At 63.8% G+C, this 26,975-nt stretch carries 24 protein-coding genes, 1 tRNA gene and 1 other RNA gene; 10 read left to right on the plus strand and 16 right to left on the minus strand.

Features of this window, described 5'->3' with window-relative positions:
- Positions 1 to 5: 5 nt before the first annotated feature.
- The 3 genes from G9U53_RS14445 to G9U53_RS14455 form a co-directional block, all read right to left on the minus strand.
- Entirely contained in the window at positions 6 to 3,020 is a 3,015-nt protein-coding gene (locus tag G9U53_RS14445) for a bifunctional [glutamine synthetase] adenylyltransferase/[glutamine synthetase]-adenylyl-L-tyrosine phosphorylase (protein WP_165638823.1), read from the minus strand.
- Entirely contained in the window at positions 3,017 to 4,357 is a 1,341-nt protein-coding gene (locus tag G9U53_RS14450) for a glutamine synthetase family protein (protein ID WP_003941637.1), read from the minus strand. Before G9U53_RS14450 ends, G9U53_RS14445 begins: the two co-directional genes overlap by 4 nt.
- A 107-nt stretch (positions 4,358 to 4,464) precedes the next feature.
- The gene (locus G9U53_RS14455) at positions 4,465 to 6,036 is read right to left on the minus strand and encodes an alpha/beta hydrolase (RefSeq protein WP_165638824.1); all 1,572 of its coding nucleotides are present in this window, start codon (positions 6,034 to 6,036) and stop codon (positions 4,465 to 4,467) included.
- A gap of 207 nt (positions 6,037 to 6,243) precedes the next feature.
- Here G9U53_RS14455 and panB point away from each other — a divergent pair, with 207 nt between their 5' ends.
- Genes panB through pip form a run of 3 tightly spaced genes read left to right on the plus strand, consistent with a single transcriptional unit; the run spans position 6,244 to position 8,585 of the window.
- Positions 6,244 to 7,113, plus strand: coding sequence for a 3-methyl-2-oxobutanoate hydroxymethyltransferase (gene panB, locus G9U53_RS14460; RefSeq protein ID WP_007735454.1), 870 nt, complete (start codon positions 6,244 to 6,246; stop codon positions 7,111 to 7,113).
- Between the two features lie 51 nt (positions 7,114 to 7,164).
- Positions 7,165 to 7,602 carry a hypothetical protein gene (locus G9U53_RS14465; RefSeq protein WP_207624276.1) on the plus strand — a complete coding sequence of 146 codons (438 nt, stop codon included), beginning with the start codon at positions 7,165 to 7,167 and terminating at the stop codon, positions 7,600 to 7,602.
- Positions 7,602 to 8,585, plus strand: coding sequence for a prolyl aminopeptidase (gene pip / locus G9U53_RS14470; RefSeq protein ID WP_064113244.1), 984 nt, complete (start codon positions 7,602 to 7,604; stop codon positions 8,583 to 8,585). The genes G9U53_RS14465 and pip overlap by 1 nt, the downstream gene beginning before the upstream one ends.
- A gap of 4 nt (positions 8,586 to 8,589) precedes the next feature.
- Here pip and G9U53_RS14475 read toward each other — a convergent pair whose 3' ends face one another.
- The 3 genes from G9U53_RS14475 to rnpB all read right to left on the minus strand — a co-directional run bounded on the left by G9U53_RS14475 (position 8,590) and on the right by rnpB (position 11,027).
- Positions 8,590 to 9,999 carry an RNB domain-containing ribonuclease gene (locus G9U53_RS14475; RefSeq protein WP_165638884.1) on the minus strand — a complete coding sequence of 470 codons (1,410 nt, stop codon included), beginning with the start codon at positions 9,997 to 9,999 and terminating at the stop codon, positions 8,590 to 8,592.
- Positions 10,000 to 10,107: 108 nt separating this feature from the next.
- Positions 10,108 to 10,293, minus strand: coding sequence for a hypothetical protein (locus G9U53_RS14480; protein ID WP_007735457.1), 186 nt, complete (start codon positions 10,291 to 10,293; stop codon positions 10,108 to 10,110).
- Positions 10,294 to 10,612: 319 nt separating this feature from the next.
- Positions 10,613 to 11,027, minus strand: an RNA gene (rnpB, locus tag G9U53_RS14485) — RNase P RNA component class A.
- Between the two features lie 54 nt (positions 11,028 to 11,081).
- Between rnpB and G9U53_RS14490 the strand changes: the two genes are divergently transcribed.
- Together G9U53_RS14490 and G9U53_RS14495 are read left to right on the plus strand one after the other, a co-directional pair.
- Positions 11,082 to 11,609 carry a DUF1697 domain-containing protein gene (locus G9U53_RS14490; protein ID WP_007735458.1) on the plus strand — a complete coding sequence of 176 codons (528 nt, stop codon included), beginning with the start codon at positions 11,082 to 11,084 and terminating at the stop codon, positions 11,607 to 11,609.
- 28 nt (positions 11,610 to 11,637) lie between these two features.
- Positions 11,638 to 12,873 carry an SLC13 family permease gene (locus tag G9U53_RS14495; protein WP_165638826.1) on the plus strand — a complete coding sequence of 412 codons (1,236 nt, stop codon included), beginning with the start codon at positions 11,638 to 11,640 and terminating at the stop codon, positions 12,871 to 12,873.
- 29 nt (positions 12,874 to 12,902) lie between these two features.
- Here G9U53_RS14495 and G9U53_RS14500 read toward each other — a convergent pair whose 3' ends face one another.
- The 4 genes from G9U53_RS14500 to cobC form a co-directional block, all read right to left on the minus strand.
- Positions 12,903 to 14,042 (minus strand): bifunctional RNase H/acid phosphatase, encoded by a 1,140-nt coding sequence (locus G9U53_RS14500; protein WP_030537561.1) that lies wholly within the window; start codon positions 14,040 to 14,042, stop codon positions 12,903 to 12,905.
- The gene (locus G9U53_RS14505; RefSeq protein ID WP_165638827.1) at positions 14,039 to 14,776 is read right to left on the minus strand and encodes a C4-type zinc ribbon domain-containing protein; all 738 of its coding nucleotides are present in this window, start codon (positions 14,774 to 14,776) and stop codon (positions 14,039 to 14,041) included. The genes G9U53_RS14500 and G9U53_RS14505 overlap by 4 nt, the downstream gene beginning before the upstream one ends.
- Before the next feature lie 108 nt (positions 14,777 to 14,884).
- Positions 14,885 to 16,018: a Nif3-like dinuclear metal center hexameric protein gene (locus G9U53_RS14510; protein WP_030537562.1), complete on the minus strand. Its 1,134-nt coding sequence runs from the start codon at positions 16,016 to 16,018 to the stop codon at positions 14,885 to 14,887.
- Positions 16,015 to 17,049, minus strand: coding sequence for an Rv2231c family pyridoxal phosphate-dependent protein CobC (gene cobC, locus G9U53_RS14515; protein WP_165638828.1), 1,035 nt, complete (start codon positions 17,047 to 17,049; stop codon positions 16,015 to 16,017). Before cobC ends, G9U53_RS14510 begins: the two co-directional genes overlap by 4 nt.
- A gap of 56 nt (positions 17,050 to 17,105) precedes the next feature.
- On the opposite strand from cobC, the gene G9U53_RS14520 reads away from it, so the two are divergent.
- The 3 genes from G9U53_RS14520 to G9U53_RS14530 are packed head-to-tail and all read left to right on the plus strand — an operon-like array spanning position 17,106 to position 19,266.
- The gene (locus tag G9U53_RS14520) at positions 17,106 to 17,801 is read left to right on the plus strand and encodes an HAD hydrolase-like protein (protein WP_042445748.1); all 696 of its coding nucleotides are present in this window, start codon (positions 17,106 to 17,108) and stop codon (positions 17,799 to 17,801) included.
- Complete coding sequence (locus G9U53_RS14525) at positions 17,788 to 18,279, plus strand: low molecular weight protein-tyrosine-phosphatase (protein ID WP_007735468.1); 492 nt, start codon at positions 17,788 to 17,790, stop codon at positions 18,277 to 18,279. The genes G9U53_RS14520 and G9U53_RS14525 overlap by 14 nt, the downstream gene beginning before the upstream one ends.
- A gap of 48 nt (positions 18,280 to 18,327) precedes the next feature.
- The gene (locus tag G9U53_RS14530) at positions 18,328 to 19,266 is read left to right on the plus strand and encodes an SURF1 family protein (RefSeq protein ID WP_050656438.1); all 939 of its coding nucleotides are present in this window, start codon (positions 18,328 to 18,330) and stop codon (positions 19,264 to 19,266) included.
- Here G9U53_RS14530 and G9U53_RS14535 read toward each other — a convergent pair.
- The 6 genes from G9U53_RS14535 to G9U53_RS33535 all read right to left on the minus strand — a co-directional run bounded on the left by G9U53_RS14535 (position 19,207) and on the right by G9U53_RS33535 (position 22,375).
- Entirely contained in the window at positions 19,207 to 20,226 is a 1,020-nt protein-coding gene (locus G9U53_RS14535; RefSeq protein ID WP_347570815.1) for a cobalamin biosynthesis protein, read from the minus strand. The two genes, G9U53_RS14530 and G9U53_RS14535, sit on opposite strands and share 60 nt — an antisense overlap.
- Before the next feature lie 65 nt (positions 20,227 to 20,291).
- Positions 20,292 to 20,516, minus strand: a complete 225-nt coding sequence (locus tag G9U53_RS14540; protein ID WP_081558012.1) for a hypothetical protein — start codon at positions 20,514 to 20,516, stop codon at positions 20,292 to 20,294.
- A gap of 91 nt (positions 20,517 to 20,607) precedes the next feature.
- Positions 20,608 to 20,679 (minus strand) — tRNA-Val (locus G9U53_RS14545).
- Between the two features lie 32 nt (positions 20,680 to 20,711).
- Positions 20,712 to 21,176, minus strand: a complete 465-nt coding sequence (locus G9U53_RS14550; RefSeq protein ID WP_003941619.1) for a peroxiredoxin — start codon at positions 21,174 to 21,176, stop codon at positions 20,712 to 20,714.
- Positions 21,177 to 21,211: 35 nt separating this feature from the next.
- Positions 21,212 to 21,637, minus strand: a complete 426-nt coding sequence (locus tag G9U53_RS14555; protein WP_003941575.1) for a DUF3052 domain-containing protein — start codon at positions 21,635 to 21,637, stop codon at positions 21,212 to 21,214.
- A gap of 177 nt (positions 21,638 to 21,814) precedes the next feature.
- The gene (locus G9U53_RS33535) at positions 21,815 to 22,375 is read right to left on the minus strand and encodes a hypothetical protein (protein ID WP_231915136.1); all 561 of its coding nucleotides are present in this window, start codon (positions 22,373 to 22,375) and stop codon (positions 21,815 to 21,817) included.
- A gap of 233 nt (positions 22,376 to 22,608) precedes the next feature.
- Here G9U53_RS33535 and aceE point away from each other — a divergent pair, with 233 nt between their 5' ends.
- Together aceE and G9U53_RS14575 are read left to right on the plus strand one after the other, a co-directional pair.
- On the plus strand, positions 22,609 to 25,464 hold the full coding sequence (gene aceE, locus G9U53_RS14570; protein ID WP_165638829.1) for a pyruvate dehydrogenase (acetyl-transferring), homodimeric type: 2,856 nt from the start codon (positions 22,609 to 22,611) through the stop codon (positions 25,462 to 25,464).
- Between the two features lie 99 nt (positions 25,465 to 25,563).
- Positions 25,564 to 26,892 carry a helix-turn-helix domain-containing protein gene (locus G9U53_RS14575; RefSeq protein ID WP_003941635.1) on the plus strand — a complete coding sequence of 443 codons (1,329 nt, stop codon included), beginning with the start codon at positions 25,564 to 25,566 and terminating at the stop codon, positions 26,890 to 26,892.
- The last annotated feature ends 83 nt before the right edge of the window (positions 26,893 to 26,975 follow it).

A 26,975-nucleotide genomic window follows, 5' to 3' on the forward strand; every position in this document is an offset into this window, starting at 1 on the left:
GAGCGCTACTCGCCGCCGAAGACCCTCTCCACCACAGCTTTTGCCCGACGCGTGATGCGCAGGTAGTTGTCGAGGAACTCCCCTGCGTCGTCGCCGTATCCAGCGACCTGCGCCACCGCCGCGAGAACACGGCCCGGGCCGGGAAGCTGATCGGTCGGCTTGCCTCGCACCAGAACGAGGCAGTTGCGTGCCTTCGTCGCGGTGATCCAGGCGTCACGCAGCAGTTCGACGTCACCTTCGCTGAGCAGTTCCGCGGCGCCGATGGCGTCGAGAGTCTCCAGTGTCGACGTGTTGTGCAGCGACTCGATCTTGTCGGCGTGGCGCAGCTGCAGCAATTGCACAGTCCACTCGATGTCGGCCAAGCCACCGCGACCCAGTTTGGTGTGCGTCGCCGGATCGGCTCCGCGAGGAAGCCTTTCGGAATCGACGCGCGCCTTGATGCGCCGGATCTCGCGCACCGCCGCGTCACTGACGCCGCCTTCGGGGTAGCGGGTCTTGTCGATCATGTGCAGGAACCGCAGTCCCAGTTCAGGATCACCGGCAACCGGGTGCGCACGAAGCAGCGCTTGAATCTCCCACGCCTGAGCCCACTTCGCGTAGTACGCGTCGTACGACTCGAGCGTGCGAACCATCGGTCCGTTGCGGCCTTCCGGACGCAATCCGGTGTCGACTTCGAGCGGAGGATCCGTGCTCGGTGCCCCGAGAAGCTTGCGCACCTTGTCGGCAATGCTGTTGGCCCACTTGACCGCAACGGTCTCGTCGACGCCCTCGCGGGGTTCGCACACGAACAGCACGTCCGCATCGGATCCATAGCCGAGTTCGCCACCGCCGAGTCGGCCCATGCCGATGACGGAGAAACTGGCCGGCGCCTCGGTCCCGAGTTCGGTGACGCTGGCCTTGATCACCGCGGAGAGCGATGCATTGAGCACCGCGGCCCACACCGAGGACAGCGCCTTGCAGACGGCAGGAACATCGAGCATGCCGAGGATGTCGGCCGACGCGATTCGCGCAAGTTCGTGTCGCCGCAACGAGCGGGCCGCAGCAACAGCACGATTGGGATCACTGTGTCGGCCGGAGGCGGTGAGGATTCCGCGAGCGACGTCCTCGGGCTTCGGCTCGACAAGGCGCGGTCCACTCGGCGAATCCGCGAACAAGCGAATCACGTCGGGAGCCTTGATGAGCAGGTCGGGTAGGTACGCCGACGAGCCCAGCACGGTCATCAGACGCTCGGCCACCGCAGCCTCGTCGCGGAGCAGGCGCAGGAACCACGTCTGGTCGACGAGCGCGTCCGAGAGCCTGCGGTAAGCGAGCAGACCTGCATCGGGATCCGGTGTGTCCGCGAGTGATTCGAGCAGAGTCGGCAACAGGAGCGCTTGAATGCGACCCTTGCGTGAAGCGCCACTCGTCAGTGCAGTCAGATGCCCGAGAGCATGCTCGGGTGCCGTGTAACCGAGAGCGGCCAACTGGCGAACCGCGGCTTCTGGCCCCAGGACCAGTGCTTCCTTGTCCATCCGCGCCACCGATTCGAGAAGCGGGCGGTAGAACAACTTGGCGTGCAGGCGGCGAATCCGATGCGAATTCCGCTTGATCTCGGCGCGCAGGACTCCCAGGGAATCCAGACGACCGTCGGGTCGCATGTGCGCGGCGCGGGCCAGCCAACGCAGCGCTTCCTCGTCGTCCGGCGGCGGCAGGGTGTGTGTGCGCTTGAGCTTCTGCAACTGCAGACGGTGCTCGAGCAGACGCAGGAATTCGTACGACGCGGTCAGGTTGGCGGCGTCGTCGCGGCCGACGTATCCACCCGCCGCCAATGCAGTCAGTGCGTCGACGGTGCTCTGGACATGCAACGAACTGTCGGCGCGCCCGTGCACCAATTGCAGGAGTTGGACGGCGAATTCGACGTCGCGCAAACTTCCGCGGCCGAGTTTGAGTTCACGCTCACGCAGTTCGGGGGGAACCATTTCCTCGACGCGTCGACGCATGGCCTGGACTTCGGGGACGAAGTCCTCGCGCTCGGAGGCGATCCACACCATCGGGCTCATCGCCTCGGAGTACTGGCGACCGAGCTCCATGTCGCCGGTCATCGGACGAGCCTTGAGCAGTGCCTGGAACTCCCAGGTCTTGGCCCAGCGCTTGTAGTACGTGATGTGGGATTCGAGGGAGCGAACCAATTCTCCGCGCTTGCCTTCGGGCCGCAGCGCAGCATCGACCTCGAAGAATGCGGAGGTACCGATACGCATCATCTCACCGGCAACGCGACTGGCCGTCGCATCGGCCGGTTCGGCGACGAACACGACGTCGACGTCGGAGACGTAGTTCAGCTCGCGCGCACCACATTTGCCCATGGCGATCACGGCGAGCCGGATCGGACAGCTGCCCTCGGGACACACCGTTGCGATGGCCACCGCAAGTGCAGCGGTCAGCGCGGCGTCGGCCAGATCGGAAAGCTGGTGCCCCACAGTCTGATACGGAACTACGGGTTCGTTCTCGACGGTCGCCGCAAGATCAGCCGCAGCCAGCAGCATCAACTGGTCCTTGTAGCTCTTACGCAGAGCAACAACAGCTTCCGGCCCGGTCACCGTGGCGCGGTAGGTCAATGAACCTTCGGTGGCACCCTCGTCGACAGTTGCACCCACGACCTCCAGCAAGGCTGCAGTCGCCTCGCCCTTGGTCGGCAGAGCGGTGCCGTCGAGCAGTTTCCAGCCGATCGGATCCGCGGCCAGGTGGTCGCCGAAAGCCGACGACGCACCCACCAGTGCGAACAAACGGCCGCGCAGGCTCTTGTCCTTGCGCAATGCCTGATCGAGTTCGCGCCACCCGTCGCCGAGCCCGTCCTTGATCCGCACAAGGGTGCGCAGAGCGAGGTCGGCGTTCGCGGCACGCGAAAGCGACCACAAGAGTTCGATGCTCTCGGCGTCGACCCAACCGAGCTGACGCAACTCGTCGGCAGCGGTGGGCTCGACCAGCCCGAGTCGACCCGGTCCTGGAACTGCTGATCTCGCAGCGGGCGGTTTCACCGTCACAGACCGAGGTAGGTCTTGAGCTCGAACGGCGTCACGTGGCTGCGGTATTCCTCCCACTCACGACGCTTGTTGCGCAGGAAGAAATCGAAGACGTGCTCGCCGAGTGCTTCGGCCACCAGCTCCGACTTCTCCATCTCGCGCAGAGCGCTGTCCAAGTTGCTCGGCAGTTCCTTGTAACCCATGGCGCGGCGCTCGGCGGAGGTCAACGACCACACGTCGTCTTCTGCCTCGGGCGGCAAGGTGTAGCCCTTCTCGATGCCGCGAAGACCGGCAGCAAGCAGGACCGCGAAAGTCAGGTACGGGTTGCAGGCCGAGTCTGGGCTGCGGATCTCGACACGGCGCGAGGACGCCTTGTTGGGCGTGTACATCGGGACGCGGATGAGAGCCGATCGGTTGGACGGGCCCCACGACGCGGCAGTGGGTGCCTCTCCCCCGTGGACGAGTCGCTTGTACGAGTTGACCCACTGGTTCGTGACCGCACTGATCTCGTTGGCGTGCTCGAGGATGCCGGCGATGAATGCCTTGCCGGTCTCGGAGAGCTGCATCGGATCGTCAGGATTGTGGAAGGCGTTGGTATCGCCTTCGAACAAGCTCATGTGGGTGTGCATCGCGGAGCCGGCCTGATCGCTGAACGGCTTGGGCATGAAGCTCGCCCGAACGCCTTCACCGATCGCGACCTCCTTCACGACGTACCGGAACGTCATGACGTTGTCGGCCATCGAGAGTGCGTCGGCGTAGCGCAGATCGATCTCCTGCTGACCCGGCGCGGCCTCGTGGTGGCTGAACTCGACCGAGATACCCATCGACTCGAGTGCGTCGATGGCATGGCGGCGGAAGTTCGGAGCCGAATCGTGGACGGCCTGGTCGAAGTATCCACCCGAGTCGGCCGGGATCGGCGGAGTGCCGTCGATCGGACCGTTCTCCAGCAGGAAGAACTCGATTTCCGGGTGAACGTAGCAGCTGAAGCCCAAATCGCTGGCCTTGCTCAACTGGCGACGCAGGACGTGGCGCGGATCTGCCCACGACGGCGAACCGTCGGGCATCGTGATGTCACAGAACATGCGCGCGGAATGCTGCGCACCGTCCTTGTGGGCCCACGGCAGGATCTGGAATGTCGAAGCGTCGGGCCGAGCGACGGTGTCGGCTTCGGAGACTCGAGAGAATCCCTCGATGGCGGAACCGTCGAATCCGATTCCCTCCTCGAAGGCGCCTTCGAGTTCGGCGGGGGCGATCGCCACCGATTTGAGGTACCCGAGAACATCGGTGAACCACAAGCGGACAAACCGAATGTCGCGCTCTTCCAGGGTACGAAGCACGAATTCTTTTTGGCGATCCATGCACGCGAGACTAAGCAAGCCACGTTAAATCTGTGTTACATCAGTGGTCCCGGTTAACAGAGTGATTGGTCACCATCGAATAGGCGCAGCGTACGGCGTCGCGCCGGCTAACATGTCAGACCCTCTTCCGGAGCCTTCAAGTAAACGAAGTAGTCGACGACGGCATCGTCGACGCAGGAGTTTCCGTCCAGAACCACCGTGTGTTGGGTTCCGTCGAACGTGATCAGAGCAGCGCCCAACTGCTTCGCGAGATCCACTCCGGCCTGATACGGGGTCGCCGGATCCTGCGTCGTGGACACGACGACCAGCTGCGGCAGACCGGCGTCAGCGAGTGCCTGGGGGTCGAGCGCGTGAGGGCTGCCGGTAGCCGGAACGGGCCAGAACGCGCACAGGTCCAGCGGCGCTTGACCCGTCCCGCGGCCGTCGTCGAGGAACGGCGCCGCCTCGCGGTACCGAGTGTCGGATTCGCCGGCCTCGGCGCGGTCGGTGGTTGCCGGATCGTCCACGCAGCGAATGGCGTTGAACGCGTCGTTGATGTTGGAGTAGCTGCCGTCATCCTCACGGCCTTCGTACGTGTCGGCGAGATTGAGCAGCGAGTCGCCGCGTCCGTCGGCCAGACTCGACAGACCCCCACGCAGCGGCGTCCACAACTGTGGCGAGTACAGAGCTTGCTGCACGCCCGTGATCGCGTCGGAATAACTCAGCCCGCGCGGATCGGTGGTCTGTGCCGGCTTCTCGATCAACGGATCGACGAGTGCCTGAAAGCGTGCCTGCGCCTGCGCCGGATCATCACCCAGCGGGCAATCCGTTCGCGAGACACAGTCGGCGACAAAGGCGTCGAACGCGCCTTGGAAGCCCTGCCCCTGCAAGACCACTTCGTCGACCGGATCCTGCTCGGGGTCGAGCGCGCCGTCGAGGACCATCGCTCGGACGTTCTGCGGAAAGGTTTCCGCGTACGTGGATCCGAGCCGGGTCCCGTACGAGAACCCGAGGTAGTTCATCTTCGGATCGCCGAGAACGCCCCGAATGACGTCCATATCTCGCACCACCTCGTAGGTACCGACATGAGCGAGGAACTCCGTACCGGTCCGCTCAGCGCACTTGGCGGCGTAGTCCTTGCTGTCCGCCTCGGCGAGAGCGATGCCCTCCGGCGTCATGTCGACGTTGACCTCCGCACGCTCCGCGTCGGTCTCCTCCGGCGTCAAACACCGAACCTGCGGGGTCGACGCCCCGATCCCCCGCGGATCGAAGCCGATCATGTCGAAACGTTCCTGCAATTCGGTGCCCGAACCCGAGGTCGCCATCGACAGCCCGGACCCACCCGGCCCGCCGGGGTTCAGCAACAGTGAGCCGATGCGGTCGCCGGTTGCCTTCGAACGCGAGATCACCACCTTCGCGGTGTCGCCGTTCGGATTCGCGTAGTCGACGGGAACGCTCACCTCGGCGCAGTCGACCCCACGCCCCAGCGGCGCAGTTCCTTCTTCGACAAATTGGTCGCACGAACCCCAGTCGAGCGTCTGCTCGTAGAATTTCTCGAGGCCGGACGGCACCGCGGACGCGGCAGAACCAGCAGGTTCCACTGATTCGGGCGTGCCTTCCGAACTGGTGCAACCGACAACCAACACGAGCACTGCTGCGCTTCCGGCGAGGGCACCGGAGAGGCGAACGAACTTCGACATGCCATCGATGGTGCCAGGAAACCGCGATAGCCAGCGGTTCGCCTCGTCTCGGCACCTACCTGATACGCGCGCGGTGATGTGACCCATTGCACCCCGTCAACTATTCGTGTCGGCGATGTCCGGTGGCAGACTGAACACGTCATCACCCACACCCGGGGACCCGAAGGCGATCAACGCTCAGGGCCTCGAGGCCAGAAAGGGACAACGATGTCCGAAACACCTCTCTACGGTTCTGTACCCAGTGCAGTTTCTGTACCCACTGCAAGCTCTACCGATGCACCGAAGCGTAAGACGCGCATTCACCACCTCGCCGAGATGAAGCAGAACGGCGAACGCTGGTCGATGCTCACCGCTTACGACTACTCCACGGCACGCATCTTCGAAGACGCAGGCATCCCGGTGCTGCTCGTCGGCGACTCTGCCGCCAACGTCGTCTACGGCTACGACACCACCGTGCCGATCACCGTCGACGAACTGCTCCCGCTCGTGCGTGGCGTGGTTCGCGGCGCCCCGCACGCACTCGTCGTCGCCGACCTCCCCTTCGGCACCTACGAGGGTTCCGCCGAGCAGGCCCTGGCGACTGCCACACGGTTCATGAAGGAAGGCCTCGCGCACGCCGTCAAACTCGAGGGCGGTGAGCGGATGAGCAAGCAGATCGCGGCAATCACCTCGGCCGGCATCCCCGTCATGGCACACGTCGGATTCACCCCGCAGAGCGTGAACTCGCTCGGCGGATTCCGCGTCCAGGGTCGTGGCGACGCGGCCGAGCAACTTGTGGCGGACGCCATTGCAGTCCAGGAAGCCGGGGCGTTCTCCGTCGTCATGGAAATGGTTCCGGCCGAGATTGCGGGCCAGGTCAGCCGCAAACTCACCATCCCCACCGTCGGCATCGGGGCCGGTTCCGAATGCGACGCTCAGGTACTCGTCTGGCAGGACATGGCGGGTTACACGAGCGGTAAGACAGCCAAGTTCGTCAAGCGTTTCGGTAACGTCGGTGACGAACTGCGTTCCGCAGCCGCAGCCTATGCATCAGAAGTTCGCACTGGCGCTTTCCCGGCCGCAGAACACAGTTTCTGATCCGAGACCGGCGAACGCCGCCTGTCTCTCAACCAGCCAGGGGTGCGTTCAATGATCGGTAACCGTCGAAGTTCTACTGCCGCAGCTGTAGTCGGCGCGGCAGCTCTCGTCACGGTGCTGAGCGGATGCGCGGGAGGGTCCACCAACTCTCCCGCGCCCAGCAGCACTACGCCCGCGAGTTCCACCACGACGGCGCCGGCAACAACCGCGTCCGGTTCGACGTTCACCGACGCTCAAGTCCAGCAGTTGTGCTCGGATATGGAAGGGCAGCTGCAGAACTGGCGGACCGTCACCCCGACGCTCGGCAAGGGCGGACTGAACACGATCGTCATCACGTGGGCGACGCAGAACGGCATCAACCTGCTCGATCTCGCCCAGAACCGCGAAAGCATCGACGCGGCAACCTCGGCCGCGTGCCCGGACGTCCGGGGCGGCGCGATTTCCGCACTCGAGATCCCCGATCTCGCCTCCGGGCTGGTGGGCTTCTGATGAGCGAAACGTCAGCACCGCCGTCGGCTCTGCGGAGTCTCTATCCCCCGATCGAGCCTTTCGTCACCGGCTTCCTCGATGTCGGTGACGGCCAGAGCATGTACTGGGAAGTCAGCGGAAATCCGGACGGCAAGCCGGTGGTGTTCCTGCACGGTGGCCCCGGCGGTGGTGCGCAACCGGCGGTACGCCAGTTCTTCGATCCGGCCGCATACCGCATCGTTCTACTCGACCAGCGCGGCTGCGGGCGGTCCACCCCTCACGTTGCCGACGGCGCCGACCTGTCGGTGAACACGACGGACAAGCTGCTGGCCGACATCGAAGCCCTGCGTGAACATCTTTCGATCGACAAGTGGATGGTTTTCGGCGGGTCCTGGGGTTCCACGCTGTCCATCGCCTACGCCGAAACGTTTCCCACGCGCGTCACTGAGCTGGTCCTGCGCGGGATCTTCCTCCTGCGTCGCAGTGAGATCGACTGGTACTACAACGGCGGCGCGGGAAACATCTTCCCGGAGCGCTGGGACAAATTCCTCGAACCGGTACCCGAGGCGCAGCGCGGCGAAGACCTCGTCGCGGTCTATCACCAACTGCTCCATTCCGAAGACCCCGCCGTCGCAGCCCGGGCAGCGATCGCCTGGTCGGCCTGGGAAGGATCGACGAGCTACCTGTACCCACAGGCGGACAAGATCGAACAGAACTCCGAGACCAGGTTCGCCTTGGCCTTCGCTCGTATCGAGAACCACTACTTCGTCAACGGCGGATTCTTCGACGAGGGTCAACTCCTACGCGAAAGCTCCGCCCTGCACGGCATTCCGGGGACGATCGTCCAGGGCCGCTACGACGTCGTCTGCCCCGCCACCAGCGCGTGGGCGCTGCACAAGGCGTGGCCCGAATCCAAGCTCGTGATCGTCGACGACGCCGGACACTCCGCGATGGAGCCCGGCATCGCACATCACTTGGTGGAAGCCACCGATTCTTACCGGTAGCTGCCTACGCCGGGAACGTGAATTCCACCGTCCGTTTAACGGTGTCGACGGCGGTGAGTCGCACCTTTGCGCGCTCACCGTCGTCGGGCGTTCCGACGCATTTCGCAATCACCGCGACCGACGGGACAAACACTTCCGCCGAGCGCTTTCCGTCCTTGGCGCGCATCACCACTGCGTCGAAGACCTCGCCGACCCGGCCGTCGAGCAGCGTGGACTCGGTCAGATCGATGCACGCACGGTCGACCTTGTTCGCCAGCGAGTCGGACCCACTCATGATGTCGGGCAGCTCGGGAAGTGCAGTGCGCGCCCATTCCGGTACCGGCGTACCAGCTGTGATCGCCAGACACACCTCGGTGCTGAAACGATCGGACAGTCGGCGCAGCGGAGCAGTCACGTGAGCGTAGGGCGCTCCGATCCCCGCATGCACCGTCAACTCCGGTAGTCGACCGTCGAAGGCCGCGTAGTCTGCCCCGCGCAGCAACGACGGTGCAACCGACATCAGCGCCATCGTCGACGGCTCGTTGGAATCGAGTCCGGCAAGAATCTTCCCGACGCTTTGCCCCTCCGGCCACGTGATACCCAGCGCCACTGCAGTTCTCCGCAAGGTCCGAACCGCGGACTCCTCGGCCGGCGGCAGCGTGCGAAGCAACCCGATACCTGCGTCGATCATCATGCGGCCGGCACACATCCCGGTCAGCAGCGACACTTCTGCGTTCCAGTCGTCCGCTTCGGTACGTGGCTCCAGTTCGATCCGCCAGCGAGCCGAGGACTCGTCCTCCGACTGATCCCGAACCACTGACTGCTCGGGCAGTTTCAGCTCGATGGCACCCCTGGCAACCGCCGAGACACTGCGCAATCGTCCGAACTCCGGTAGTGCGGCGATGGACGGATGCAAGGTTCCCGCGTCGGCATCGCGCTGCACGGTCGAATAGTCCAGACGTGCCACCGATTTCACCAGAGCGCGTTTCACCTGCCACGACGTCGGCTCGGCCTGCGCGTCGAGTTCGATCCGCCACAGCGCGGCGGGACGAACCACGTCCGGCAGCAGACTCGCCGATCCCTCCGACAACGCTCGGGGATGCAGCGGGACGGAACCGTCCGGGAGATAGAAGGTTTGGCCCCGCTTGCGGGTTTCGATGTCGAGAGCGCCACCCGGCGTCACCACCGCCGCGACGTCGGCGATCGCGTAGTGCACGACGTACCCGGTCGAGATCTTCTCGATGTGCACTGCCTGGTCGAGGTCCATCGATCCGGGAGGGTCGATGGTCACGAAGGCGATACCCGTTTCGTCGACACGCCCGGCACCGAAACGATCCACGGCATTCTCGGCCTCGGCCTGCGCCGCAGCCGAGAATGCTCCTGGCAAGTCGAACTCCGCCCGAACCACTCCGAAGTCGATTCCCTGCACCATCATTCGACTTGCGGGCACGCATCCTCCATGATCGGTTCGGGCCGGTGTAGCAGCAGTACCGGTCCCAGTTGTTCGAGTCCCGGCTGTTCCAAGGCTCAGTTATTCCAAGGCTCAGTTGTTCCAGTCTTCGTCTGCCCGATCGGCGGCTTTGTTGCGTTCGGCAGCGATCTTCAATGCATGCTCGGCAGAGTCCCGATCAGGGTACGGCCCCATCCTCGTCAGCGAGGACGCACCCTTTCCCTGCGTGACGGAACCGTCGGACACGTCGAAGTACCAGAGTCGATCTTCATCAGTCATATCCACAGTGTGACATCAGAGTGAGATAGAAGCTTGTAGATCGCTGTGAGACTGATATTCTTTCTACTTGGCCTGGCAGGTGAGAACCGGACATTCGAACGGTGAGTTCTGCTTGAATGCCCAACACAAGCTACGAACAGAAAATGGAGTGCGCATGTCCGCAATTCTTTACGATTACCTCCTCCCGCTCATGGGCCATGACGCGGCAACGTACTGGGCTACGCTGCTGGTCATCAAGCCTGTCTGACAGCTTTTCGAACAAAGAAGACCCCCACCGATCCGGTGGGGGTCTTCTTTTTCTCACTGTGCAGATCGCGGGCGGACGAGTCGGCGTGTAAGCCGGATCCTGTCCTGCGGCACCGAAGTGCCGAGTGGCGACCATCCATCTGGGCACACCGTCGCCGGGTGCCTCGAGCGGTTCACCCGCAGGCTCGGGCGAGCAGCCCTCGAACACCTGCGCAGCCGCACCGCGAGCGATGCGACCTTCAACCTTGCTCCGGGCGGGGTTTACCTAGCCACCCCGGTCACCCGAGGTGCTGGTGCGCTCTTACCGCACCGTTTCACCCTTACCTGCCTCGAAAGGCAGGCGGTCTGTTTTCTGTGGCACTGTCCCGCGAGTTGCCTCGGGTTGCCGTTAACAACCGCCCTGCTCTGTGGAGTCCGGACTTTCCTCGGCCCCAGGCCTGTGCGCGATACGCGCTGGTTCCAGAAGCCGCGGCCGCCCGGCCAACTCGTCCGCCCCCGTATGCTACCGGGCGCCTGTCGGTGGCCGGCACTATGGTCACCGTATGACTCGGTACGTGGCCCTGCTACGCGGTATCAACGTGGGCGGCATCAACATCAAGATGGCGGACCTGGCGAGAGTCTTCGGTGACCTCGGATTCCAAGGGGTGAAAACCGTGTTGGCCTCAGGCAACGTTCTGTTCGACAGTCCGAGCACCGACATCCCGACGCTGAAGAAACAGATCGAATCCGCCCTTGCCCGCGAGTTCGGCTACGAGGCTTGGGTGTTCGTCCTCGACCTTCCGACACTGCAGGCGATCGTGGACAACTACCCGTTCGAGCGCGAACGCGAGGGTTGGCATGCTTATGCGATGGTTGCCTCCGAGCCGGAAATCCTGGAGGAATTGAGCACTGCAGCAGCGCAACTCGATGCCTCGGTCGAGCGTGTGGCGGCAGGCGACGGAGTCCTGTACTGGGAGGTCGAGAAGGGGCAGACCGTCAAGAGCGCGTTCGGCAGGAACACCGGAAAACCGAAGTTCAAGGCGTTCACCACAACCCGAAACCTGAACACGCTCTACAAACTGCTCAAATGACGCTCGCCCCGACACGGAGCACCATCGCGTGACTCTTCTACCGATCCTGCTCGTCGCCCTCGTCCTCGTCTTCGCGATAGTGCGTCCACGCGGGCTTCCCGAGATCGTCATCGCCGGGCCGGCAGCCGTCATCGTTCTCCTGACCGGCGTCGTAACTCTCGACGAAGCCCGCGACGAACTGGCGAGCATGGCACCCACCGTCGTCTTCCTGGTTGCCGTGCTGGTTCTCGCTCATGCCGCCGATGCTCTCGGCGTCTTTCGCTGGGTCAGCCAGATCCTGCAGCAAAAATCCCTCGCCGATCCACACCGGTTGCTGATCTATGTGTTCGGCGCCGCCGCCCTGACCACGGCGGTCCTGAGCCTCGACGCCACCGTCGTGCTGCTGACACCCGCGGTGATCGCGGCCGCACGATCCATCGGAGCAAGTCCCCGGCCGCATTCCTATGCCAGTGCGCACCTGTCGAATTCGGCGTCGACCCTGCTGCCGGTGTCCAACCTGACCAACCTCATCGCGTTTGCCGCAACAGGTTTGACGTTCTTGCACTTCACCGCATTGATGGCGTTGCCGTGGGTCGTGACGATCGCTGTCGAGTACCTGATTTTTCGACTGTTCTTCCTTTCGGAACTCGCGCGGGGCGACAGCGCCGAACCGCCGGTGGCAGCCAGATCTGCGCCTGCGCCGATTCTGCCGCTGACGGTGATCGGAATGACGCTGCTCGGTTTCGCGGTTTCGGGTTTCTTCGGGATCGAGCCCGCCTGGATCGCGGTGGTGGGTGCGAGTGTCCTGGGAGCGATCGCTCTGGCTCGGCACCGTACGACCGCCGCCAAGATGCTCTACGCTGCCGACCTCTGGTTCTGCGCGTTCGTCCTGGTTCTCGGAATCATCGTCGCCGGAGTCGCGAACGGGCCGGTGGGCGAATGGATTGCGCAGATCCTGCCAGGCGACACCAGCTACGGCTCACTGCTCTTTGTCGCCGCGGTAGCGGCGGTTGCGTCCAATCTCGTCAACAACCTGCCGGCAACCTTGCTGATGATCGCAGCGCTCGGAACGGCGGCACCTCCAGCGCTGGTGCTTGCGATGTTGATCGGCGTCAACCTCGGCCCCAACCTCACCTACGTGGGCTCACTGGCAACGATGCTCTGGCGACGAGTCGCCACCAGCGCGGGCGCACCGCCCACGCTGGCGACATTCACTCTGCTCGGGGTCATCACGACGCCACTGACATTGCTCGCCGCCGTGAGTGCCCTGTGGTTGGTGATCTGATCAGAGGCTGATCAGCCGTCGGGGCTCTTTCAGCGAAGGTGTGACGTGTCGTTGACCAACCGGACCGAGGCTCCCCCGTCGGGATAGAACTCGGTGATACTCAGCGACGCCAGATCCAGATGCAACCGGTACAGCAACGACGGCCCGGCATCGAGGGCCAGCTGCACCAAAGTCTTGATCGGGGTGACGTGAGAGACGACCAACAGCGTCGCGCCGCCGTAGGTCGAGATCAGGTCGTCACGCGCGGCGACGACTCGTTCGCGTACCTCGTCGAAACTCTCGCCGCCCGGTGGACGCACCGAAGTGTCCGAGAGCCATTCGCGATGCAGGTCCGGGTCACGCTCGGCTGCCTCGCGGAACGTGAGTCCGTCCCAGTCGCCGAAATCGGTTTCGATCAAACCCTTGTGCTCGACGACGGGTAAACCGAGCACGCGGGCCGATGCCTCTGCCGTCTCACGGGTTCTGCCGAGGGGTGAGCAGACGATGGCGTCGATACCGCCTCGGTTCCCGAAGCGTCCGGCTGCGCCGGCAGCCTGCGCGCGGCCCAGTTCCGTGAGCTCCGGATTCCCGCGTCCGGAGTACCGGCGATCGACCGACATCGCTGTCTGTCCGTGACGTAGCAACAACATTCGTGTCGGCTTGCCGGTGGTGGCGATCCATCCCGGAGAGCCGGCGATCTGCGGCTCCGACGTCTCTTCGGACGGCGCGGCAGGTGCAGCAGGTGCGGGGGCCGAAGGTGCGACTGGGCCGGTTTCGATGCCGGCAGCCGCGTCCATCGCCTCGTTGGCAAGGCGATCGGCATGAGAGTTCTCGCCGCGAGGAATCCACGTGTAGGTCACTCGCGAGAACTGCGTCGCCAGCTCGGCAGCGCGCCGCTGCAGCGGAATCATGTCCGGGTGCTTGACCTTCCAGCGCCCGGACATCTGCTCGACGACCAACTTGGAATCCATGCGGACGTCGACCGTCGACGCGCCGAGTTCACCGGCAGCGGTCAACCCGGCGATCAGTCCGCGGTACTCGGCGACGTTGTTGGTCGCGATACCGATGCTTTCCTTGCGTTCGGCCAACACCGAGCGCGAGGCGTCGAACACCACCGCTCCGTAGCCGGCCGGACCGGGGTTGCCCCGCGATCCACCGTCGGCCTCGACGATGACTTGCGAGAGAGTCACAGACCGGACTCCTTGGTACGCACCATGATTGCATTGCACTCTGGGCAACGAACTACGACGTCGGCCGGTGTCGCGGCGATTCGGGAGATCTCGCCGCGGTCGATCTCGATCCGGCAAGCGCCGCATCGGCGTGCCTGCAGAAGCGCCGCGCCCGGTCCGCCCAGGCTGCGCTGCTTCTCGTAGACAGCAAGGAAATCGGCGGGAAATTCACCGACGAGTCGTTCACGATCGGCGGCGCAACGCTCCTGCGCCTTGTCCAGATCAGCGACGGCATCGTCGCGGCGACGCTTGGCGTCGATCAGCTCTTCTTCGGCCTGGGACAGCTGGGCACCGGCGTGATCGTGATTGGCCTGCAACGCCTCACGCTGCTCCATCACTTCGAGCAACTCGTCTTCGAGGAGCCCCTGACGCCGGACCAGGCTGCCGAGTTCGTGTTCGAGTTCGGTGAGCTGCTTCGCCCCGACCGACCCGCTCTGCAAGAGTGTGCGGTCACGATCCTCGCGCTGACGAACCGCGTCGACCTCGCCTTCGAGCTTGCGAATGTCGCGATCGATGTCGTCGATCTGGATTTCGACGGCTACGGACGCGTCTTTACGGCTGATTCGCTCGGCCTCGAGACGTTCGACTTCCTGCTGCTCGGGAAGCGCTCCGCGTCGGTGGGTGATCCGAGTGAGCTCAGCATCCACCCCGGCGAGGTCGAGAAGCTTGGATTGCACCTGTGGTTCGACGTTCACGCTGTATAACTCCTGCTGTAAGTCCGATGTCGGCAGTGCTCGCGAAGGACGGCTCTCGAAGAACTGCTCTTGAATTGTTCGTGCAACCGTACCTTGCAGAGCGCTGCACTAATGCGCACTCAAACACCACGGATCGGTGCGAATTGTCGAAACCCGGCTTTCCCACTCCGGATTGTCGGCAAACGCGGCGTCGAGCACCGATTTCGCCTGTGCGCACCACGGGTATTCACTCGCCCAGTGCGCGACGTCGACCAGAGCCGGGCCACCGGCGCGTAGATGCTCGTCCGCGGGATGATGCCGCAGGTCCGCAGTGACGTAGACGTCGGCGCCCAGTGCCGCCACCACGTCGAGATACGAGTCGCCGGAACCGCCGCACACCGCCACGGTACGAACGGTCGCGTCTGGATCTCCGGCCGCGCGAACACCCCACTCGGTCGAGGGCAGTGAGCGCGCCACTCGCGCGGTGAATTCCCGCAAGGTTTCGGGGTGGTCGAGCTCACCCAACCGCCCCAGTCCGAGTGAACTGGGGAACGCTGCGAGTTCGAAGACATCGAAGGCCGGTTCCTCGTACGGATGGGAGGCACGCAATGCGCCCAGCACTGCGCTTCGCTTTCCGCGAGGGGCAATCACCTCCACACGATTCTCGCGAACCTGCTCCACAGCGCCGACGGTCCCGATCGTCGGATTCGCTCCGTCGGCGGGCAGGAACTGACCCGTACCGGTGACGGTCCAACTGCACTGGCTGTAGTCACCGATCCGCCCAGCCCCGGCCTCGAAAAGTGCATCTTGCACGGCCGATGCATTCTCCACCGGAACCATGACGACCCACTTGTCGAGCGGCTGCGTCGGCTTGGGTTCGATCGGGCGCAGCACGGTCAGGCCCAGAGCCTGCGCCAACGCGTCGGACACTCCGGGGTCGGCCGAGTCCGCATTGGTGTGCGCCGAGAACAGCGCGCACCCCGCCTTGATGAGCTTGTGAACCAACGCACCTTTGGGTGTGTGAGCACCGACGGTGTCCACCCCACGCAGCAGAAGTGGATGGTGAACGACCAGAAGGTCGGCACCGGAGGCGATGGCGTCGTCGACCACTGCCTCGGTCGGATCCACCGCGAAAACCACTCTCGTCACAGCGTCGGCCGGATCGCCGCAGACCAGGCCGACCGAGTCCCACGATTCCGCCAGGGCCGGCGGATACGCGGATTCCAGCACGGCTATGACGTCCGCAAGGGTTGGGCCACTCACAAGATCTCCTTCATCGCTTCGATCAGTACCGAGACCTGCTCGGCTGGACGGACGGCAACGCGCAACTGATCGGGCCCGAGTCCGGGAAAGGTGTCGCACCGGCGGACGGCGATACCGCGGGCACGCAGGTGCTCTCGCATCGAGGCGCCGTCGCGGACGTCGATGAGCACGAACGGCCCCGCAGCGGGTTCGTGCACGGCAATCCCGATCTCGGTCAGTCGCCGGGACATGTCTTGGCGGTCTGCGGCAATCGCGTCGGCTTTGATCCTCGACTGCTCGACGGCGAACGGTTCGCAGCACGCCGTGATGGCCTCGATCTGCAGACTGCCCAATGGCCAGTGGGCTCGGCCGTGACTGAGTCGAGCCAGAAGATCGGGAGAGCCGATCGCGTATCCACACCGCAATCCGGCGAGCGCCCACGTCTTGGTCAGGCTCCGAAGGACCAGTACATCCGCCGACTCGACACCGGCGATGCTCTCCGTTTCGCCGGGGACCGCGTCGCCGAAGGCCTCGTCCACCACCAGGATCCGGCCCGGCTGACGCAATGCCAACACATCGGCCTTGGGGTGAAGCACGGACGTCGGGTTGGTCGGATTGCCCAGAACGACAAGGTCCGCGGATTCGGGTACCTGCGCGGTCCGAAGCTCGAAAGGAGGCTCCAGAATCACTTGAGTCACCGGCACACCGGCCTCTCGCAGTGCCAGTTCCGGCTCGGTGAACGACGGATGGATCAGCGCTGCCGAACGAGCGCCCAGGCGCGGCAGCATCGCGAATCCCTCGGCACCGCCCGAGAGCAACAACACCTCTTCGGGCCGGCGCCCGTGCCGCTGCGCGACCGTTTCGCGAGCCTTCAGTTCCGCTGCGGCCGACGGGTACGAACCAAGCGTCGCCAGCCCTGCGGCCAGCCGATCCCGCAACCACTTCGGCGGGCCGGAGCCTTGAACGTTGACGGCAAAATCGAGTAACCCGGGCTCCGCTTCGACATCGCCGTGATGTCGCAAGCTCTCCAGGTCAAACGTTCCGGTACTCACCCGGTCAGCCTACGGTCGAGCACCGTGCGCGGACATCACCCCTGCCGTCCGGGACAATGAGTGCCGTGACGACACCACCGCTCGACCGCTTTCCCGTAGTTCTGTTCGATCTGGACGGCACCATCACCGATTCCGCTCCCGGCATTCACGGCGGCTTCCGACACGCGTTGGCAACTGTCGGCCATCCGGAGCCGACGGAAGCGATGTTGGCATCGGTGATCGGCCCGCCGATGGTCGATACCTTCAGGTCACTCGGTATGGCCCCGGCGGACGTGGATCGGGCGATCGCCGCGTACATCGAGCGTTACGACGCGACCGGGTGGCAGGAGAACTCGGTGTACGAAGGCATGGACGTCGTCCTGGGTAAGGCTCGCGCGAGCGGCACCCGACTGGCCGTCGCCACCTCCAAGTCGGAGCGATTCGCCATTCGAATCCTCGAGCATTTCGGCCTGGCCGAGCACTTCGAGTTCATCGGCGGCGCGAGTGACGACGGAACTCGTCGGGCGAAACCCGATGTGATCGCGCATTCGCTGACCTCACTCGGGATCACTCCCGTCCTCGCATCCGACGGCGGAACCCCCGACGTTCTCATGATCGGCGACCGTGATCACGACGTGCTCGGCGCCGCGAAGTACGGCATCCCCACCGTCGTCGTCGAATGGGGCTACGGTTCCGCCGAGGAAGCGCGGCAAGCGTTTCGCTCCGTATCGTCGGCATCCGAACTGGGAGGACTTCTCGATGGCCGCCACTGAACCACTCCACGTGACTGAACCACTTCATGTGACGTTTGTGTGCACCGGCAATATCTGCCGGTCACCGATGGCCGAAAAGATCTTGCTCGCGCATCTGGACCGTGAAGGCCTCGCCGACCGAGTCCGTGTCAGCAGTGCAGGTACCGAGGGGTTTCACACCGGTAGCGAGGCCGACGAGCGGACCAACGTCGTGCTCCGAGCGGCCGGATATCCGACGGGCCACAGTGCCGCGCAGGTCAATGCAGATCATCTCGCGGCCGATCTGGTCGTCGCCCTCGACACCGGCCATGAACGTGAGCTTGCTCATCTCGGCGTGCCCACCGAGCGTCGGCGCCTACTGCGATCGTTCGACCCCGAGGCTGACGGAGAATCGGTTCCGGACCCGTACTACGGGGATCAGGAGGACTTCGAACTGGTGCGAGACCAGATCGAAGCAGCCATTCCCGACATACTCGACTGGATCCGCGAGCGGGCCTGAACCCGGAGCAAAATTCACTCCCGTTCGGGCAACGGATACCGTGGACGTGTGCGAAGACTGAAATTCCTGTTGCGGCCCGGTTGGTTGGTACTGGCAGCTGTGGTCGGGCTCTTCGCCTACCTGTGCTTCACCGTGCTCGCTCCATGGCAACTCGGCAAGAACACAAAGACCGAGCACCGCAATGATCTGATCTCGAACTCGATCAACGCGGAGACCGTGCCGATCGGTGACGTCATCGCCGATTCGACGATCGCACCGGACGACGAATGGCGAAACATCACCGCGGCAGGCACCTATCTGCCCGACGCCGACATCCTCGTTCGACTGCAGTCCATCGAGGGCGCACCGTCGTACGAGATCCTGACGCCTTTCCTTCTCGACGACGGCCGCACGATCCTCGTCAATCGCGGATACGTTCGGCCGATCAACGGCGCCGAGGCACCGCCCATCGCCGCGCCGCCGACCGATCCGGTCACTCTCAACGGTCGCGTGCGTCTGTCGGAAGGCACCGCGCCCGGCCGAGTTCCGATGTTCGAGGACGGCGCGAAACAGGTCTACTCGATCGACGCACAACCTATCGGCGAGTTCATCGGAACGGACCTGATCGACGCGTACATCCAACTCGAACCCGACCAGCCCGGCGGCCTGGGGACGATCCCTCTCCCCCAACTCGATGCAGGCCCCTATCTCTCGTACGGGTTCCAATGGCTGGCGTTCGGCATCATGGCGCCGCTCGGACTGGCCTACTTCATTCGCGCGGAGTGGCGCGAACGTCGCAAGGAGAAGGCAGCTCAAGCAGCTGTCGACGGCTTCGCAGCCGGCGACGCCGCTACCGAGACGACCCCGGAAGCGCCGGTGTCCGCGCCTGCCTCACACCCCGCCGAACCGGCTCGTACCTTCAGCCGTCGCAAGAAGCCGGAGCCGGAATCAGTGCCGCTGACGGCGCAGGAAGCCAAACTTGCCGATCGATACGGCAATACCCGCTGAAATACCCGCTGACACCACAACTGCACTGATCTGCACCGCCGACGAAAGCCTCGACGCGCGGCGCAGATCGTTCGGCGTCGGCACAGTCCCTCGGCCGAGGACGGGACGCATCTCCACCCCGTGCGCGTACTCGGTCCGACCACCCAACGAAATGCCCAACGCCCCTGCCGCCGACGCTTCCGCGACGCCCGCATTGGGGCTTGGATGAGCCGCTGCGTCGCGTTTCCACGCTGCCAGTGATTCCTGAACCGAGCCGCCCACCACCGGTGCACACGCAGCCGTCAGCGCACCGGTCAGCCGAGCGGGGACGATGTTGACCAGGTCGTCGAACCTCGCCGCAGCCCACCCGAATCTGCGGTATTTCTCGGAGCGGTAGCCGATCATCGCGTCGAGGGTGTTGGCGGCGCGGTAGACGAACAGACCCGGCACGCCCGCAATTGCACCCCAGAACATTGCACCGACGCTTGCATCCGAGGTGTTTTCGGCGACCGACTCCAGCGCTGCACGCGTGAGGCCCTCCTCGCTCAGTACCGATGGATCGCGTCCACACAGTGAAGGGAGAAGCTCGCGCGCTTTCGTCAGGTCGCGATCGACCTGTGACGCCTCCAATCGAGCGGCCATGTCGATGCCGGTGCGTGCAAGCGACGTCCCGCCGAGCACAGCCCAGGTAGCCATCGCTGTCGTACCCGTGACGGCCACCCAACCGGCCCGGCGCGACACTTTTTCGGCTGCGAGCCCAAGTCCTGCGGTGCCGGCCAAGAGCACGGCAACATGAAGTGTTCCGGCCGCGCGCGAGTCCCGGTAGGACATCTTCTGCAGCGCGATAGCCGCGGTTCCGAAGCCGGCAACCGGATGGAACCGCCCCGGATCGGCGAATGCCCGATCCGCGACGAAGCCGAGGAGAAGCCCGGCAGCTCGCGCATTGAATCGAGATTGGGACGAACGAACCGAAATCTGCACGAGCGTAGTTGTAGCAGCGACGCTCGTTCTCTGGCCAACCGTCACGTGTCTGCACGAGCCGATCTCTACCTGTCCCAGTCGATCGTCAGGTAGATCAAGCGGTGCATTCGGTTGATTTCCCAGACACGGGCAATCCCGGTCGCCAGTGCGTCGCTCTGGGAACGAACCCGGATCGTCTGCCCCGCGAACAACGCAACACTGAGACTGGGCATCTCGGCGATGTGTATGTGCGGACGGGTGGGATGCACGCGCGTCGGGTCGACGGCTACTTCGATCACAGAACTGGACATGCGTCCAGAATGGCGTATTGCGGACAATTCGTTGCCGAAAATGAAAAAACCCCGATCTGCGTCGACGCAGATCGGGGCTTGAATTCTTCGGTGGGCGCGGAGGGTTTCGAACCCCCGACCGCTGGTGTGTAAAACCAGAGCTCTACCACTGAGCTACACGCCCGAACTCCCGGTGAGACCCTCACCGGGAGTGCTCTAAGACTCTAGCGCGGCAAGCGCATTTGCCCAAAGTCCGTGGTCACGGGCTTCTCCGGGGCCGTTCATCTCGGCAAAACGAATGATTCCGTCTTTGTCGATGACAAAGGTGCCACGATTCGCGAAGCCCAACTTGTCGTTGAACACCTCGTACTTCTGAGCGACCTCACCGTGCGGCCAGAAGTCCGACAGCAAGGGAAATGTGTATCCCTGCTCGGCCGACCAGATCTTGTGAGTCGGCGAAGCACCGACAGAAATCGCGAGAATGGCGGTGTCGTCGTTCTCGAACTTCGGAAGCTCGTCACGGACCTTGCAGAGCTCCCCCTGACAAGTCCCGGTGAAGGCCAACGGATAGAAGACCAGCAGAACGTTCTTCTTACCGCGGAAATCTGCGAGCGAAACTTCCTGGTTGTTCTGGTCCTTCAAGGTGAAATCCGGTGCCTGGGCACCAACTTCGAGAGGCATGTGCGATTCCTTGGGAAAGTGCGGAAAGGACCGGGTCAGCGCTTGTTGGCCGGACGAGCCTTCGGCTGAACCAGTCGACTTCCCGACCAGTCACCGAGGTTGGCTGCCGATGTCTGCGTCAGGCCGGCAGTCGGCGCCGATTCGGCGATCTCGCTGGGCTCGACGTGTCCGTCGAGACCGGTCTTGGGAGTGAGAACCCACACGAAGCCTTCGTCGGCGAGGGGCCCGATGGCATCCATGAGGGCGTCCACCAGGTCACCGTCCTCGTCGCGCCACCACAGCAGCACGACATCGATGACCTCGTCGGAATCCTCGTCGAGCATTTCCCCGCCGATGGTTTCCTCAACCGCGGCACGAATGCCGTCGTCGGTATCCTCATCCCAGCCCAGTTCCTGCACCACCATGTCAGTGGTAATCCCGAGTTTCTGAGCGTAGTTCTGGGCATCCGCCGCGGCGACCACGGTGGGGTCCTCCTTTTGTTGATGGTGTGTGGCGACCCCGCACACCTACCGTTTGACGATCAATTAGGGAAAGCGAACATGGTCTGAGGCGTTAGCGCAAGCCGACCACGCCGAAAACTTTCACCAAAGATCGTCTTCTGACACACGGCGAACCTTACGCCTGCGGATTACCGCAGGTCACAGGGATCCACATTCATCGAAGATCGACTTGCGAATCGAATTGCTCGTATCGCTGATCGAATTGATTTCATCGGCCGAATGATCACTCTCGATCACGACAGCAGATGAACGTAGGTTCGCGGCCAATTCGGCGAACAGTCCGGAAAGTTGCGTCGGAAGTTCACTCGAGACCGAGTCGAACCACGAGGCCGTCTCCCTTGCCGAGGAAGCAGCAGCGCTTGCTTCGGCTCTCAGGTCGGTCTCACCATGATTTCCGGCGTCGACGTAGGCATTGAACGCAACCACGTCGTTTTTCGATCGAGAGACCGCTTCCTCACAGATCGCGAAAGCTGCCTCTGCCGCATCTGCCGCCGCTTTCGACGAGGACGCGGCGGCCATCGAAATACTCACCTCGGATTGGTATGCAGCCACGTGCGCTTCATTGGGTACTGCCGATCCGGTCACCGCCGCCGAACATCCCACGATCACCGACAGTCCCACTGCGATCGATCCGACCGAGACCCACGCCCCGACCCTGCCGTAATTGATTTCTTTGTTTATTTTTTCCCACCCCTTCATACGTTCCGATCGATCCCCCAAGCCTGTGACTACGGGGAACCATCACACCCCTGCGTCACGCCGAAAAACGCTACCCGAGAGTAACCAGAGGCGAGGTATGCCGGACCGACCGGGATGGTGAAAGATGAGGTACGCGCCATATTCACGATGGAAGTGCGTCGGACCTAACAAGGCCTCGATCACCTATGTAAGGACGCCCCACCACGCGTCCCCAAACCAATGAGGAGCACACGTTGTCTGACCTGATCCAGGGTCCCGCGTCCGGGCAGAACGCCGATTCCGGCGCCGCCGGCGAGTCGGGTTCGCCCGCGTCGAATACGCCGGGGGGAACCGACGGTCGCGTTCGCGTCATTCGCGAAGGTGTTGCGTCGTACCTGCCGGACATCGATCCGGACGAGACCACCGAATGGCTCGAATCATTCGACGGACTTCTGGATCGATCCGGACCCACGCGTGCCCGCTACCTCATGCTCCGCATGCTCGAACGCGCCGGCGAGAAGCACGTCGCACTCCCCGCGCTCACTTCGACCGACTACGTCAACACGATTCCGACCGAAAACGAGCCGTGGTTCCCCGGCGACGAAGAGGTCGAGCGCCGCTATCGCGCCTGGATCCGTTGGAACGCCGCGATCATGGTCCACCGCGCTCAGCGACCGGGCGTCGGCGTCGGCGGTCACATCTCGACCTATGCATCCTCGGCAGCGTTGTACGAGGTCGGCTTCAACCACTTCTTCCGCGGCAAGGACCATCCCGGCGGCGGCGACCACATCTTCATCCAGGGGCACGCCTCCCCCGGCATCTACGCGCGCGCCTTCCTCGAGGGCCGGATCCCCGCGGAACAGCTCGACGGATTCCGCCAGGAGAAGTCCCACGCCGACTTCGGCGGCGCACTGCCGTCCTACCCGCACCCGCGGCTGCTTCCCGACTTCTGGGAGTTCCCGACGGTCTCGATGGGCCTCGGCCCGATGAACGCCATCTACCAGGCCCGGTTCAACCACTACCTCAACGACCGCGGCATCAAGGACACCACCGATCAGCACGTGTGGGCGTTCCTCGGCGACGGCGAAATGGACGAGCCCGAGTCACGCGGCCTCGCTCACGTCGCGGCAACCGAGGGCCTCGACAACCTCACGTTCGTCGTGAACTGCAATCTCCAGCGCCTCGACGGCCCGGTCCGCGGCAACGGAAAGATCATCCAGGAACTGGAATCGTTCTTCCGCGGTGCCGGCTGGAACGTCATCAAGGTCGTCTGGGGTCGCGAGTGGGATGCGCTGCTGCACGCCGATCGCGACGGCGCACTGGTCAACCTGATGAACGTGACGCCGGACGGTGACTACCAGACGTACAAGGCCAACGACGGCGCGTTCGTACGCGATCACTTCTTCGGACGTGACCCCCGCACCAAGGAACTGGTCAAGGACCTCACCGACCAGGAAATCTGGAACCTCAAGCGCGGTGGCCACGACTACCGCAAGGTCCACGCCGCCTACGCAGCGGCCATGGCACACAAGGGCCAGCCGACGGTCATCCTGGCGCACACCATCAAGGGCTACACCCTCGGTAAGCACTTCGAGGGCCGCAACGCCACGCACCAGATGAAGAAGCTGACGCTGGACGATCTCAAGGCGTTCCGCGACATGCAGCACATCCCGATCTCGGATGCCGAGCTCGAGAAGGATCCGTACCTGCCTCCGTACTACCACCCGGGCGCGGACGCTCCCGAGATCAAGTACATGCTCGACCGTCGTAAAGCACTCGGCGGGTTCCTGCCTTCCCGCAACACCGATGCGGCGCCGCTCAAGCTCCCCGAGGACAAGACGTACGACGTCATCCGCAAGGGTTCGGGCAAGCAGGAAGTCGCCACCACCATGGCGATCGTGCGCATCCTCAAGGAACTGTTGCGCGACAAGGAAATCGGCAAGCGCATCGTGCCGATCATCCCGGACGAGGCTCGCACGTTCGGTATGGACTCGTGGTTCCCGTCGCTGAAGATCTACAACCGCAACGGGCAGCTCTACACCTCCGTCGACGCCGAACTCATGCTCGCCTACAAGGAGAGCCCGATCGGCCAGATCCTGCACGAGGGCATCAACGAGGCCGGCTCGACGGCATCGTTCACCGCAGTCGGCACGTCGTACGCCACCCACGGTGAACCGATGATTCCGCTGTACATCTTCTACTCGATGTTCGGTTTCCAGCGCACCGGCGACGGCCTGTGGGCGGCTGCCGACCAGATGGCTCGGGGATTCGTTCTCGGCGCCACCGCCGGTCGTACAACTCTGACCGGTGAAGGTCTCCAGCACGCCGACGGACACTCGCTGCTCCTGGCATCCACCAACCCCGCAGCTGTCACGTACGACGCCGCGTTCTCGTACGAGTTGGCGCACATCGTCAAGGAAGGCTTGCGCCGCATGTACGGCGGCACCGAGGGCGTCGACGGTTTCGGTGGCGAGAACATCTTCTACTACCTGACCATCTACAACGAGCCGTACGTTCAGCCGGCCGAGCCCGAAGGTCTCGACGTCGAGGGCTTGCTCAAGGGCATCTACCTCTACAAGACGTCCGAAGCAGCCGGCCCGAAGGCACAGATCCTCGTCTCCGGTGTCGCGATGCCCGAGGGGCTGCGCGCGCAGAAGCTGCTCGCCGACGAATGGGGCGTCTCGGCCGACGTCTGGTCGGTCACCTCCTGGGGTGAGCTGCGCCGCGAAGGCGTCGAATGCGAACGTCAGGCGCTGCTCAATCCGTCCGAGGATGCTCCGGTTCCCTTCGTCACCACGGCGTTGTCGTCGGCCCAAGGCCCCGTCGTCGCGGCTTCGGACTGGATGCGGGCGGTCTCGGACCAGATCCGTCAGTGGGTTCCCGGCGACTACACCACGCTCGGTACGGACGGGTTCGGGTTCTCCGACACCCGCACTGCAGCGCGTCGCTACTTCAACGTCGATGCCGAGTCCATCGTCGTTGCCGTGTTGATCGGTTTGGCGAAGGAAGGATCGATCGAGCGGTCGAAGGCCGTCGAAGCAGCGAGCCGATACCGCATCGACGACGTGAATGCTGCTCCCGAGCAGACCGGGGACACCGGTAGCGCCTAAGTCGTAGGGCAACAGTCCCAGCGATCGAAAACAGACCTACGCCCATCGCCGCGGGTGTCATCTCGACATCCGCTGCGGCGATGGGCGTAGGTTTTTCTCATGCCCGAACCTGATCCCGAGAAACCCGAAGAGGGCGTACGCCGCACTCGACCACAGTCGTCCGGGTTGCAGGCTGTACTCGCCCGCCGTCGTCAGGTTCGCGATCCACTTCCAGAAGCCTTGCTCCGCCGCGTCAAACAGTTCTCCGGCCGGCTCTCCACCGAGGCCGTGACCGTGATGGAGGAGCAGCTTCCGTTCTTCGACAGTCTCGACGCTTCGCAACGCGCCGACGTTCAACTGTTGGTGCAGACGTCGGTGGTGAATTTCCTGGAATGGCTGCGGCAACTCGACTCGGAGATCAGCTTCGGATACGAGTCGTTTCCGGTCATCCCTCAGGATCTTGCTCGACAGCTCACGCTGCGCCAGACCGTCGACATGGTCCGGGTGGCGATGGAGTTCTTCGAGAAATGGCTGCCGGCTCTCGCCCGCAACGATCAGCAGCTGATCGCGCTGACAGAAGCCGTCCTGCGCTACGGGCGTGAACTCGGTTTCGCAGCAGCGACGGTGTACGCAAGCGCTGCCGAGTCGCGGGGTGCCCTGGACACGCGACTGGAAGCGCTCGTCGTCGACGCCGTCGTGCAGGGAGACACCGGCTCGGACATGCTCTCTCGCGCCGCCACCTTGAACTGGGATGCCACGGCTCCGGCCACCGTCATCGTCGGGTCTCCCCCGCCGGACGAGCGGGTCTCGGTTGCCGGCACCGTCCACGCGACTGCCGCCGCGCACGGGCGCGCTGTTCTCGCCGTGGTGCAGGGTCCGCGACTGGTGATGATCGTCAGCGGCGAGCTGAGCAGTAAGACGGAAGGCAGCCAATTCCTTCAAGACCTGCTCATGAGTTTCGCCGACGAGCCGGTGGTGATCGGCCCGACGACACCCTCGTTGAGCGCAGCGCACTTCAGTGCGTCCGAAGCTCTGGCGGGAATCAAGGCTGTTGCCGGGTGGCGCGGCGCACCTCGTCCCGTTTTCGCGACTGAACTGCTCCCGGAACGGGCACTACTGGGAGACGCCGCTGCCGTGAAGGCTCTTCGCGATTTCCTCGTCGCACCTTTAGCTGAATCCGGCACAGTCTTGACCGATACTTTAGACAGTTATCTCGACTGTGGAGGTGCGGTTGAGACTTGTGCACGTCTTCTGTTTGTTCATCCAAATACCGTTCGGTACCGCTTGAAGCGAATCGCGGAAGTTACCGGCCGGGATCCAACGAATCCACGCGACGCGTATGTACTACGGATCGCCGCTACCGTGGGCCGATTGACACAAATCGATCTCAAATCGAACAATTCGGTTACTTCAGTCACATCTTTAACATCCGGACAAACAAACCTGTAACCCCTGAGCGTCCAATTTCGATGGCCGAGCGCGACGTGGGATTTTGTGGGAACCCTACAAAACACTTCGCCAGAGTTCATCGC

It is taken from the genome of Rhodococcus sp. D-46 (assembly GCF_011290655.1).
Classification (GTDB): domain Bacteria; phylum Actinomycetota; class Actinomycetes; order Mycobacteriales; family Mycobacteriaceae; genus Rhodococcus_F; species Rhodococcus_F qingshengii.

Bases quoted from the DNA above. Each gene is read 5' to 3' on its own strand.
- panB (WP_007735454.1), top strand. From the start codon at position 6,244: ATGTCCGAAACACCTCTCTACGGTTCTGTACCCAGTGCAGTTTCTGTA.
- G9U53_RS14490 (WP_007735458.1), top strand. From the start codon at position 11,082: ATGACTCGGTACGTGGCCCTGCTACGCGGTATCAACGTGGGCGGCATC.
- G9U53_RS14455 (WP_165638824.1), bottom strand. From the start codon at position 6,036: ATGTCGAAGTTCGTTCGCCTCTCCGGTGCCCTCGCCGGAAGCGCAGCA.
- G9U53_RS33535 (WP_231915136.1), bottom strand. From the start codon at position 22,375: ATGAAGGGGTGGGAAAAAATAAACAAAGAAATCAATTACGGCAGGGTC.
- G9U53_RS14480 (WP_007735457.1), bottom strand. From the start codon at position 10,293: ATGACTGATGAAGATCGACTCTGGTACTTCGACGTGTCCGACGGTTCC.
- G9U53_RS14520 (WP_042445748.1), top strand. From the start codon at position 17,106: ATGAGTGCCGTGACGACACCACCGCTCGACCGCTTTCCCGTAGTTCTG.
- G9U53_RS14540 (WP_081558012.1), bottom strand. From the start codon at position 20,516: ATGTCCAGTTCTGTGATCGAAGTAGCCGTCGACCCGACGCGCGTGCAT.
- G9U53_RS14475 (WP_165638884.1), bottom strand. From the start codon at position 9,999: ATGATGGTGCAGGGAATCGACTTCGGAGTGGTTCGGGCGGAGTTCGAC.
- G9U53_RS14465 (WP_207624276.1), top strand. From the start codon at position 7,165: ATGATCGGTAACCGTCGAAGTTCTACTGCCGCAGCTGTAGTCGGCGCG.
- G9U53_RS14525 (WP_007735468.1), top strand. From the start codon at position 17,788: ATGGCCGCCACTGAACCACTCCACGTGACTGAACCACTTCATGTGACG.
- pip (WP_064113244.1), top strand. From the start codon at position 7,602: ATGAGCGAAACGTCAGCACCGCCGTCGGCTCTGCGGAGTCTCTATCCC.
- G9U53_RS14575 (WP_003941635.1), top strand. From the start codon at position 25,564: ATGCCCGAACCTGATCCCGAGAAACCCGAAGAGGGCGTACGCCGCACT.
- G9U53_RS14550 (WP_003941619.1), bottom strand. From the start codon at position 21,176: ATGCCTCTCGAAGTTGGTGCCCAGGCACCGGATTTCACCTTGAAGGAC.
- G9U53_RS14450 (WP_003941637.1), bottom strand. From the start codon at position 4,357: ATGGATCGCCAAAAAGAATTCGTGCTTCGTACCCTGGAAGAGCGCGAC.